Annotated in this window: 10 protein-coding genes; 5 read left to right on the top strand and 5 right to left on the bottom strand. The window is 76.6% G+C overall.

Annotation, left to right across the window (positions count from 1 at the left end; translation table 11 throughout):
• Positions 1–186 precede the first annotated feature (186 nt).
• Positions 187–1,833: an amidohydrolase gene (locus ACWD4P_RS04425; protein ID WP_449778525.1), complete on the bottom strand. Its 1,647-nt coding sequence runs from the start codon at positions 1,831–1,833 to the stop codon at positions 187–189.
• A 222-nt stretch (positions 1,834–2,055) separates the two neighbouring features.
• On the opposite strand from ACWD4P_RS04425, the gene ACWD4P_RS04420 reads away from it, so the two are divergent.
• The 5 genes from ACWD4P_RS04420 (at position 2,056) to ACWD4P_RS04400 (ending at position 5,609) form a co-directional block, all read left to right on the top strand.
• Positions 2,056–2,664: a TetR/AcrR family transcriptional regulator C-terminal domain-containing protein gene (locus tag ACWD4P_RS04420; RefSeq protein WP_359827330.1), complete on the top strand. Its 609-nt coding sequence runs from the start codon at positions 2,056–2,058 to the stop codon at positions 2,662–2,664.
• 450 nt (positions 2,665–3,114) lie between these two features.
• Positions 3,115–3,498, top strand: coding sequence for a hypothetical protein (locus tag ACWD4P_RS04415; protein ID WP_449778524.1), 384 nt, complete (start codon positions 3,115–3,117; stop codon positions 3,496–3,498).
• Between the two features lie 4 nt (positions 3,499–3,502).
• On the top strand, positions 3,503–4,657 hold the full coding sequence (locus tag ACWD4P_RS04410; protein ID WP_449778523.1) for a hypothetical protein: 1,155 nt from the start codon (positions 3,503–3,505) through the stop codon (positions 4,655–4,657).
• A gap of 82 nt (positions 4,658–4,739) precedes the next feature.
• Positions 4,740–5,135: a roadblock/LC7 domain-containing protein gene (locus ACWD4P_RS04405; RefSeq protein ID WP_359827325.1), complete on the top strand. Its 396-nt coding sequence runs from the start codon at positions 4,740–4,742 to the stop codon at positions 5,133–5,135.
• Between the two features lie 99 nt (positions 5,136–5,234).
• The gene (locus ACWD4P_RS04400; RefSeq protein WP_359827324.1) at positions 5,235–5,609 is read left to right on the top strand and encodes a hypothetical protein; all 375 of its coding nucleotides are present in this window, start codon (positions 5,235–5,237) and stop codon (positions 5,607–5,609) included.
• Between the two features lie 179 nt (positions 5,610–5,788).
• On the opposite strand, the gene ACWD4P_RS04395 is transcribed toward ACWD4P_RS04400, so the two are convergent.
• The 4 genes from ACWD4P_RS04395 to ACWD4P_RS04380 form a co-directional block, all read right to left on the bottom strand.
• Positions 5,789–6,967 carry an NUDIX domain-containing protein gene (locus tag ACWD4P_RS04395; RefSeq protein ID WP_449778522.1) on the bottom strand — a complete coding sequence of 393 codons (1,179 nt, stop codon included), beginning with the start codon at positions 6,965–6,967 and terminating at the stop codon, positions 5,789–5,791.
• A gap of 187 nt (positions 6,968–7,154) precedes the next feature.
• On the bottom strand, positions 7,155–8,039 hold the full coding sequence (locus ACWD4P_RS04390) for an SGNH/GDSL hydrolase family protein (RefSeq protein ID WP_449778521.1): 885 nt from the start codon (positions 8,037–8,039) through the stop codon (positions 7,155–7,157).
• Positions 8,014–9,408, bottom strand: coding sequence for a glycosyltransferase (locus ACWD4P_RS04385; RefSeq protein WP_449778520.1), 1,395 nt, complete (start codon positions 9,406–9,408; stop codon positions 8,014–8,016). The genes ACWD4P_RS04390 and ACWD4P_RS04385 overlap by 26 nt, the downstream gene beginning before the upstream one ends.
• A complete protein-coding gene (locus ACWD4P_RS04380) occupies positions 9,405–10,622 on the bottom strand; it encodes a glycosyltransferase family 4 protein (RefSeq protein ID WP_449778519.1) in 1,218 nt (405 codons plus the stop codon). The genes ACWD4P_RS04385 and ACWD4P_RS04380 overlap by 4 nt, the downstream gene beginning before the upstream one ends.
• Between the last annotated feature and the right edge of the window lies 1 nt (position 10,623).

Raw genomic sequence — 10,623 nt, 5'->3', positions numbered from 1 at the left:
GGGTGTTGGTGTTTTGTGTGGGGTGTCTTTTGGTGGGGGGGGGGGCGGGGGGGGGGGCGGGGGGCCCCCCCCCCGGCGCGCCCCCCGACCGGGAAACGAGGCGTGGCCGCCGTGGGGGACGGCCGGAACCGGCCGGGAACGCCGAGCGGGCAGGTCGGCCCGGCCGACCGGGCCGACCGCGCCGGCTCAGTACGTCGCGCGGTCGCCGTCGGCGGGCGGCCCGCCGTGGGTGCGCCGCCCGCCGAGCCAGGTGCCGGACACCTCGATCGAGGCCAGCTCACCGGCCGGCACCGCGTACGGATCGGTGGCCAGGTGCACCAGGTCGGCCCGCATCCCCGGCCGCAGCACACCCCACTCGGCCTCCTCGAAGGCTTGGTGCGCGACGCCGGCCGAGTACGCCGCCAGCGCCTCGGTGAGCCCGATCCGCTCCTCGGGCAGCCAGCCGCCCTGCGGCAGGCCGTCCGGGTTCTGCCGGGTGACGGCGGTGGCCAGCCCGGCCAGCGGTTCGTAGCGGGTGACCGGCCAGTCGCTGCCGAAGGAGATCCGGGCGCCGTCGCGCAGCAGGGCGCCGATCCGGTACTGCCGGGAGCCGCGCTCCGGGCCGATCCGGGGCAGGGTGAGCTCGGTCATCAGCGGGTCGGTCTGCGCCCACAGCGGTTCGAAGTTGGCGATCACCCCGAGTTCGGCGAACCGCGGCAGGTCGTCAGGGTGGACCAGCTGGACGTGGGCGATCACCGGCCGGCGGGCACGCGTGCCGTTGCGGCGGACGGCGGCCTCGACGGCGTCCAGCGCGATCCGCACGCCGTGGTCGCCGATCGCGTGGATGTGCGGCTGGAAGCCCAGCGCGTCCACCGCGGTGACGGCCTCCGCCAGTTCGGCGCCGGTCCAGTTGGCGACGCCGTGGGAGTGCGGGCAGTCGCTGTACGGCTCCAGCAGCGCGGCCGTACCGGACTCGATGACGCCGTCGGCGAAGAACTTGACCGCCCGCGCGGTGAGCCGGCCCTGCCCGGCGGCCTCCACCCGGTCGCGGTCGGCGACCAGGCGGGGCAGCCGTTCGCGCCAGCCGTCCGGTTCGAGCAGCAGCGCGAGCCCGGCCCGGACCGGCAGGCCCGCCCCGGCGACGGCCGCCAGCCAGGTGTCCACCTGGGCGGGCTCGACCCAGGCGTCCTGGATCCAGGTGAGCCCGGCGGCGGCGAGCGCGGCGGTGCTCTCCCGCAGTGCGGAGACCTGTTCGGCCAGGGGCGGCGGCGGGACGAGCGCGAGCACGGGGTTGAGCGCGCCGAACTCGCGCAGGGTGCCGAGCGGGCTGCCGTCGGGGCGGCGGACGATCTCGCCGCCCACCGGTTCGGGGGTGTCCGGCCCGTAGCCGGCGCGGCGCAGTGCCTCGCTGTTGGCCCAGCCGGTGTGGTGGTCCATGGTGCGCAGCAGCACGGGCCGGTCCGGTACGGCGGCGTCCAGCACCCGGGCGTCGAACAGTCCTCCCTCGGCCAGCCACGGGTCGACGGCGTCGCCGGTGATCCACTCGGCCTCGGGGTGGCGCCGTGCCCAGTCGCGGACGGCGGCCACGACCTGTTCCTGGCTGGTGCAGTCACGGACGGGTACGCCGCGCAGGCCGATGCCGCCGATCAGCGGGTGGACGTGGCCGTCACCGAAGGAGGGCAGCAGGGCGCCGCCGTCCAGGTCGACGGTCTCGGTGCCGTCGTCGCGCAGGGCGAGGGCGGCGTCGCCGAGGGCGGTGATCCGTCCCGCGCTGACGGCGAGGGCGTGGGTGCGGGGGAGGGCGGGGTCTCCGGTGTGGATCCGGCCGCCGGTGAAGATCGTTTCGGCACGCATGCGGGGGTGTGCGTCCTCTCCGGGGCAGGGCGGGCCGGCGCGTGCGCGGCCTGCCTAACCGAATGGGGTTCGGTTACCGTAGGCGCGGCACCGCCGGGTGCGGAAGGGTTTTACTGAAAGCCGTTCAGTAACGCTTGGATAACGACGATCTTGGTCTGTCGGGGGCCGACGAGCCGACGGGCCGGCGGGCCGCCCGGCGGCCGCGAAGGTGAGGAACCGGGCATGCCCAGGCCGCGCACACCCCTGCTGGACCGGCAGCGCATCGTGGACACCGCGCTGAGGCTGGTCGACGAGGCCGGGGACCTGACCATCCCCGCGCTGGCCGGCGCCCTCAAGGTGAGCCCCTCCGCGCTCTACCACCACGTGGCCGGCCGGGCCGAGATCGTCGCCCTGATGCGCGCCGAACTGGTGCGCACGATCGGCGAGCAGTCGATGTGGGACCAGTCCTGGGACGCCGCGCTGCACACCTGGGCGCACGCCTACCGGGACGCCTTCGCCGAACACCCCGGCATCGTCCGGCTGCTCGCCACCGCGCCGCTGGCCGAATCGTTCATGCACGAGCTGTACGAGCGCGCCGTCACCACCCTGGAGGACGCCGGCTTCGCCGCGCGGGACGTGATGGGCCTGATCACCGCCCTGGAGAGCTTCGTCCTGGGGTCGGCGCTGGACCTGGTGGCCCCCGACGTCATGGTGGACGCCGTCGACCGTGCCGCGACCCCGCGACTGGCCGGGGCTCTGGACGCCGTCCCCGCCGGGCGGGAGCGCGCCGACCGCGCCTTCGAACTCGGTCTCACCGCCCTGATCGGGGGCTACCGGGCGCTGCTGGGCTGACGGGCTCCGCTGGGCGGGCGGGGCCGGGCGGGCCGGCGCGTGCGGTCGGGTCGGCGGGTGCGGGTGGGTCGGCGGGTGCGGGTGGGTCGGCGGTGCCGTCGGCCCGGCCCGAGGTCCTTCCGGGTCCGTGCCGCGCAAATGAGTCCTCTTATCGCATTTTCAGCCTCGAAACGCACCCGTGCGGCCCGGAACCGGCCAAGGTGCCGCGCCAGGTGGCCGGTGAACGACGCTCCAACGCCCCTGGTCCACCAGCGCCGCCGCCCTCGCCCACGACCTGATGTGCTGTCAGTTCTTGGCTGGAACTGGCCGCTGCTGATGTGAATATGCCATTGGAATGTTCGTCGTACGGAATCCGGCAGTAGCCTTCCGTGGCGAACTAGCCACTGTTGGTGGTGAATCGGATCGGTGCCGCGCTGCGCCCGACCGCCCAGACCCCGCGAAGGAGCCGGTGTGCCCGGTATCGACGAATGCCTCTCCGGAGCGATGGCGATCCCGGGGGCCCGCGCCGCGAGCCTGGTCGACTGGAGCAGCGGGCTCGCGCTCGGCAGCCTCGGCGAGGGCCCGACCGGTGAGCACGAGACCTCCGCCGCGGAGGCGACCGACCTGGTGCGAGCGGCCGTCGAGAGCCAGACCTTCACCGCGGCGGAGGATCCGCGGGCCCCGCTGGAGGACATCATCGTCACCGCCGGCCGCAGCTACCACCTGATCCGCTTCATCGACACGGCCTTCGACAGCAGGCTCGTCCTGCACCTCTGGCTGGACCGCGCGGAGGGCAACCTCGCCGCCGCCCGTTTCCGCCTCCAGGCGCTCACCGAGGAGCTGGTGCTGGGGTGAGCGCGTGACCGCCGCGACCGGCACCGCGCCGCCGCCCGCGGAGTCCGCCACTCCGAGGACCCCGGGCGAGGCGCTCACCCTGCTCGCCGACCGCCGGGCCACCGGTGCCCTGCACGGACCGCTCGGCAGCCTGTACCTGGTCGACGGCCGGGTGGCGGCCGCCGAGTCCCCCCGCGCGCCCGGCCTGGCCGACCTGCTCATCGGCTGCGGCCGGATCACCCCCGAGGGCTGGGCCGAGCTGCTCCGGGAGCACGGCGCGCGGTCGAGGGTCAGTGAGGCGCTCGTCGAACGCGGACTGCTCACCCGGGGAGAGCTCGAACTCGGCCACCTGGGAACGCTGTTCGACGCCGCGTTCTTCGTCCTCGCCGACCCGGGCGGCGGCGCCTGGCGGTTCGAGGCCGACGCCCGGCACTGGCTCGGACCGGTCGCCGAGGTCGACCCGGCCCGGATCCGCCGCGAGGTCGAACGCCGCCGACGGCTGCTCGACGGGATCTGGCCGTGGGGGCAGCTCGACACCGCCCCCGTGCGGCCGACCGAGTGCGGCCGCCGGCCGGCCCATCGCCCGTCCGGCCGTCGACGCCGCGAGCTGCTGGACCACGCGGACGGCCGGCGGACCCCGGCGGACCTGGCCCGGCTGCTCGGCCGCTCCGGCTTCGGCGTCACCGCCGACGTCCGCCGGCTCGCCGCCGCCGGGCTGCTGGACGCCCCGCGCCGCCCGTCGGAGGTCCCCCCGGGCCCGTCGGGCGCCTCGCGAGGCCCGGCCGCCGCGTCGCAGGGCCCGGCCGTCGCGCCGACGGTGACTCCGGTGCCCGGCGAGCCGCCGACGACCGCTCCTGCGCCCGTAACCGCCCCACCGGCCGCGAGCAGACCGGCCGGCGGGCTGCACCGCAGGATCCCCGGCGCCAGCCTCCGGGAGGCCGGCCTCTCCGGCACCCCGGTCGCGGCCGGCCCCGCCTCCGCCCCCGGCCCCGCCCCCGGCCCCGCCTCCGCCCCCGGTGCGGCCCGCACCGGGGCTCCGGCCGGCACCCCCGCCGGGACCGAAGCCCCCACGCGCTCCGAACACCCGCCCGCCACGGCAGCGGCCCACCCGCTGGCCGTCCCCGATCCGGACGTCGCGCTGCTGACCCGGATCCGAGACCTTCTGGAGGCCCGACTTTGACCCACTCCCCGCCCGCGACCCCGTTGTTCCGGCCATGAGGCGGGCACTCAAGCAGCGTGTCGGAAGGAGACAACTGATCGCCTTGGAGACCGAGTTGCTCGCCGAACTGCGTGCCGTCAAGCATCGCGTCCCGCACCTCGCGGGTGGCCTGGTGGCCAGCGTGGACGGCCTGTTGATCGCACACGACACCCACGGCACCGAGCCCTCGGGGCTGGCCGCGATGACGGCGGCCTCGCTCTCGCTGGCCCAACGGCTCGCCGACACCACCGGCCAGGGTGAGTTCCGCGAGTCCTTGGTACGCGGCGAGAACGGCTACGTCGCCACCTACGCGGCCGGCGGCAGCTGCGTGCTGACCCTGCTGGCGCACCCGGACGTCAACGTCGGCCGGCTGCACCTGGAGGCCCGTCGCAGCGCCCAGCGCATCGCGGGGCTGCTCAACGACGCCCTGCTGCCCAAGGATCCGCGTGACGCGGGCTGACCGGGGCCGACCGGCCACCGCTCAACCGCCCCACCGCTCCACCGCACCGCAGAACCGACAATCCGACGAACCACCCACCACCGAAAGGGAGTTACCCAGATGACCGACGCAGCCGGCGCGCTCAAGCAGGCCATGACCAGCATCGAGGGCGCCATCGGCGCGGCCCTGGTGGACTACAACAGCGGCATGGCGCTGGCCACCCTCGACGGCCCCGGCGGCCTGGACCTCAACGTCGCCGCCGCCGGGAACACCGACGTGGTCCGCGCCAAGATGCGCACCATGGACATGCTCGGGCTCCAGGACGGCATCGAGGACATCCTGATCACCCTGACCAGCCAGTACCACCTGATCCGCCCGCTCACCGGCCGCACCGGCAAGGGCCTGTTCCTCTACCTCGCGCTGGACAAGGCGCGCGCCAACCTCGCGATGGCCCGCCACCAGCTGAGCCGGATCGAGGGCGAACTGGAGGTCTGACACGCGGCCCCGAAGGGCCGCTCCGACACCCGGTCGCGGACGAGTCCGGTTCGCGGACGAGTCCGGTTCGCGGACGAGGTCGGGTCCGTGGAGGAGGTCGGGCTCGCGGAGGAGCCCGGGTCCGTGGACGAGGCCCCGGCGGAGGCCCAGGCGCCCCGCCGGGCTCCGCCCCCGAGGCCTCACTCCTGCGGCAGGTCCGGCCCGACGGCCCGTCCGCGCACCAGCTCGACCGGTCCGCGCGACCGCTCCCGCGCGCCCAGCGCGGCGGCCGTGCGGTCCCAGGACGGTCCGGTCAGCAGTGCCCGCGCCTCCTCCAGATCGCAGAGTCTCCACTCCACCAACTCCTGCTCCGGCAAAGCGATCGCGTCGAGCATCCGCTCCGTCACCGTGCCCCCGTCGAACACGTAGACCAGGACGGCGGTGTCCTGTCCGGTCGCCGGGTCCGCGGTCGGGTCGGCGGCCGTGCCGGGCTGCCAGTCCAGCGTCAGCAGCGGCCCGGGCTCGACCTCCCAGCCGAGTTCCTCGCGGATCTCCCGCCGGGCCGCAGCCCGGGGCATCTCCCGGTCCGCCTCGACCCCGCCGCCCGGCAGTGTCCAGTGCGGCACCTGCCCGCGCGGCCCGTCCCACGGCCGCAGCCGTACCAGCAGCACCCGCCCGGCGGCGTCGGTGAACAGCGCCCGCGCCTTCGTCCGGATGCGCGGCCGGGTGGCGTAGTAGGTCTCGCGGTCCATCGGCGGCTCCGGCCGTTCCTCGGTCGAGGGCGTCAGCCCCGGGGCCGCGGCGAGTCCGTCGTAGGCGGGCACCGGCGGGTCGGCGGGCAGCCAGTCGAGCGTGTGTCCGACCGGTCGGCTGTCCTCCAGCTCCAGTGGCCCGGCCTCGCGCGGCGCCCGAAGACAGGCCGTCATCCGGCGGGACAGTCGTGGTGGCAGGGCGTGCCCGGCCTGCTCCGTGGTCAGCCAGGTCCAGCCGCCGACCTCCGCCGCGTCGGGCCGGAACGCGGCGACCTGTTCGGCCGTCAGCGGCTCGGCCCAGTACAGGTAGACGACGATCGGGCGGTCGCCGTCCCGCAGCAGCGCCCAGTCCACCCCGGCCAGCGGCCCGAGTCGGGGCGTGAACCCGAGCTCCTCGCGGATCTCCCGCAGGGCGGTCTCCCGCGGTGACCGGTCCGTCGGCTCCCAGCCGCCGCCCGGGATCGCCACCGGATGCTTCCGGTCGTACGGCAGTCGCACCACCATCACCCGCCCGGCGGTGTCCGGGAACAGCACTCCCGCCGCCGCCATCACCTCCCGGCCGGCCGTGCCCGCCTCCTCCACCCCGACTTCCTCCACCCCGACTTCCTCCACCGCGACTTCCTCCACCCCGGCTCCCTGTGCTCCGGCTGCGTCCACCCCGGCTCCCTCCGTCGCGCTCTCCCCGGACACGACAACCCGGGTCACCCCGATGGTTCCCACCGGGCGCCCCCGCCGACCCCCACGATCGGGCGGACCCCGGCGCGGTGCGCCCGATCGGGCGGGGCCACGCCTCGGGCGCCGCCCCGGCGGCCGCTCACCCGAGTGACGCCAGCGCCTGGGCGGCGGCCCGTGCCATCTGCTCGTCGTGCCGGGCGCTGCCGCCGCGCAGGCGGGCTGCGCCCTCGGCGGCGGCCAGGGCGAGCAGGCCCGGCAGCAGGTCGGTGCTGCGGGCGGCGAGCCAGCGGGTGCCCTGGGTGGCCATCCACCAGAGGTCGGCGGCCGGTCCCGGTGGGGGTTCGGCGGGGGCGGTGGTCGGGGGCGGGCCGAGGGGGTGCCCGGCCTCGGTGAGCAGGCCGTGGAACCGTCGGGCGATCAGGTGGTGGCCCTCGGCACTCGGGTGCAGGCGGTCCACGCTCAGCAGTCGGCGCTCCGCGAGCCAGGGCAGCTCGGCGATGTGCAGGTGTACGGCCCGGTGGCGTTCGGTGAGGGCGTGCACCACGGTGTTGACCGCCCGCATCCGGCGTGCCAGCGGCCGGGCGAGCGGTGCCGGGAGCCGGAGCAGGCTGCCGGGGTCGGGCAGGCAGGCGGTCAGCAATCCGGCGCCTTGGCCGGAGAGTTCACCCATCGTGGCGTCCAACTCCCGTGTGGTGCGCCGGATGTCGAAGCCCGTCCGCAGGGTGTCGTTGCCGCCGACCACCACCGCCGCCAGCTGGGGTCGCAGCGCCAGCGCCGCCGGTAACTGACGATTCGTCAATTCACTGGTGAGTGCCCCGCTGTACGCCAGGTTGGTGAACTCGACCTGCCGGCCTTCCGGTGCCAGTGATCCGGCCAGGACGGCGGCCCAGCCGCGCCAGCCTTCGCCGACCTGGTCCCCGACCCCCTCTGTGAGCGAGTCCCCGAGCGCGACGAAGCGCAGCAGCTCGCCCGCCGCGGGGTGATCCTCCGCCGCCCGGTCACGCCCGGCGTCCAGCATGCTCATCCCGACCCCCGTCCGCCGCGTCGTCGTCGAGTGGTCCGCGCGCTGCCTCGTGCCCGCGTACGCGGTCCGCCGCCCGGCCGTGGCGCACGCCGTGCGCCGCCAGGAACGCCGCCACCGCCGCCGGCCAGCCGTACCGTTCGGCCTGGGCCCGGGCGGCGGCCCGCCGTGTCCGCTCCGGCCGGTCCAGCAACTGCCCCACCGCGGCGGCGAATCCGGCACCCGTGTCGACGGCGGCCACCCCGGCGAGCCCGACCAGGCCGGGCAGCGCGGAGGAGCGGCTGACCGCCACCGGGGTCCCGCAGGCCAGCGCCTCCATCGCGGCCAGGCCGAAGGTCTCCACCGGTCCGGGCGCGAGCACGACGTCCGCGCAGCCCAGCAGCCGGGCCAGCTCCGCGCGCCCGCCGAGGTGCCCGAGGAAGCGCACCGGCAGCCGCAGCCGTGCGGCCCGGGCGGCCAGCCGTTCCCGCAACGGGCCGGTGCCCGCCACCACCAGCACCGCGGGCCGTCGCCGGGCCCGCAGGGCGGCCAGCGCCTCGAGCGCCCGCTCGGGCCGCTTCTCCGCCGAGAGCCGCGAGCAGAGCACCAGCAGCGGCTCGTCCGGGGCCGCGTACCGGGCCCGCTGGGCGGCCCGTACGGCCGACGGCAGCGGGCGCATCGCGTCGAGGTCCACCCCCAGGGGGGCCCGGACCAGGTTCGGGGTGCCGATCCGCCGGAACTCCGCCGCCGCCCAGTCGGTGGTGCAGAGCACCGAGTCGTAGGCGCGGGCGGTGGCCGCGTTGAGCCGGTCGGCCGCCGCGCCCGCCAACGGGCCGGGCAGGCCCCAGGTGCGCAGCAGCCCGGAGGCGCTCTCGTGCGAGACCATCACCGAGCGCACGCCGTGCCGCCGCGCCCAGGCGCCGGTCCAGCGCAGCGTGGTGCGGTCGGACACCTCCAGCCGGTCGGGGGAGAACCTGGTCAGCTCGGCGGCCACCGCCCGCCGGTCGGTGAGCAGCCGGTAGCCGCCGCTGGCCGGCAGCACCGAGCCGGGCAGGGTGACCACCACGCCCTGCTCGGTCTCCTCCTCGGAGCGCCGCTCGCCGGGGACGATCAGCACGGGGCGGTGCCCGGCGGCCCGGTACCCGGCGCCCAGGTGGCGCAGCGCGGTGCGCAGCCCGCCGGAGACCGGGGTGACGAAGTTGGCGAGCCGGACGATCGTCAGGGCCCCGTCCGGCGGAGGAGCCGCACCGCTCGCGGTCGTCCCGTCGGGCGTCAGCGCCCGGTCGTCGGGCAGGAAGGGCGGGGAAGGCGGGGAAGGCAGGGAGGGCAGGCAGGGCGGGGAGGGCAAGGAGCGGCCGGAGGGCTCGGAGGGCTCGGAGGGCGCGGCGGTCATGCGGGCAGCTCCTCGGGCAGGACGGGCGCCACCGGCACGGCCGCCGCCGGGGCGGCGGGCGGCAGCGGCACGCCGTGGAACTCGGCCAGCACCTCGGCGTAGTGCCGCAGCAGCAGGTCCCCGACGGCCTCCCAGGTGCGCGCGGTCACCTCGGCCCGCCCGGCCCGCCCGTACGCGGCCCGCCGTACCGGGTCGGCGGCCAGTTCGGCGACCGCCCGGGCCACCGCCGCGGCGTCCCGGGGCGGCACCAGCAGGCCGGTGCGGTGGTGGGCGACGAGGTCGAGCGGGCCGCCCGCCGCCGGGCCGACCACCGGCACGCCGCTGGCCATCGCCTCCTGGATGGTCTGGCAGAAGGTCTCCAGCGGGCCGGTGTGCACGAAGACGTCCAGGGTCGCGAAGCAGCGCGCGAGCTCGTCGCCGGTGCGGCGGCCGAGGAACACGGCGCCCGGCATCGAGGCCTTCAGCCCGGGCGCCGAGGGGCCGTCCCCGACGACCACGACCCGTACCCCGGGCAGCGCCGAGGCCGCCGCGAGCAGGTCGACCCGCTTCTCCGGCGCCAGCCGGCCGACGTACCCGACCAGCACCTCCCCGCCCGGGGCGAGCGCCCGGTGCAGCGCCTCGTCCCGGTGGCGGGGGTGGAACCGCACCGAGTCCACGCCGCGCGGCCACAGCTGCACCCGCGGCACCCCGTGGGCGGTGAGGTCCTGGGCGGCGGGGGTGGAGGGGGCCAGGGTGCGGACGGCCGCCCGGTGCACGGCCCGGATCCGCCGCCAGGCGGCGGCTTCGCCGAGGCCCCGCCCGGCCCGGTAGGCGTGGGCGTACCCGGCGAGGTCGGTCTGGTACACGGCCACGGCGGGAACCCCGAGCCGGGCCGCGACCTGCATCCCGCGCGCGCCGAGCACGAACGGGCTGGCCAGGTGGACGAGGTCCGGCCGGTGCCCGGCGATCGCGGCCGCCAGCTGCCGGCTGGGCAGTGCGATCCGGACCTGCGGGTACCCCGGCAGCGGCACCGACGGGATGCGCACCACGGGAATCCCGTCCGCCGCGGCGCCGCCGAAGGTCTCCGGCGGGCATGCGGCGCCCCGGGCCGGCGCGGGGGTGACGACGAGGGGCTGGTGGCCCCGGCGGACCAGGTGCTCGGCCGTCCGCAGCACGCTGTGGGCGACTCCGTTGACCTCGGGCGGGAAGGATTCGGTGACGATGACGACGCGCATG

It is taken from the genome of Kitasatospora sp. NPDC002543, from assembly GCF_053594915.1.
This window is presented reverse-complemented; position numbering and strand designations above follow the sequence as displayed.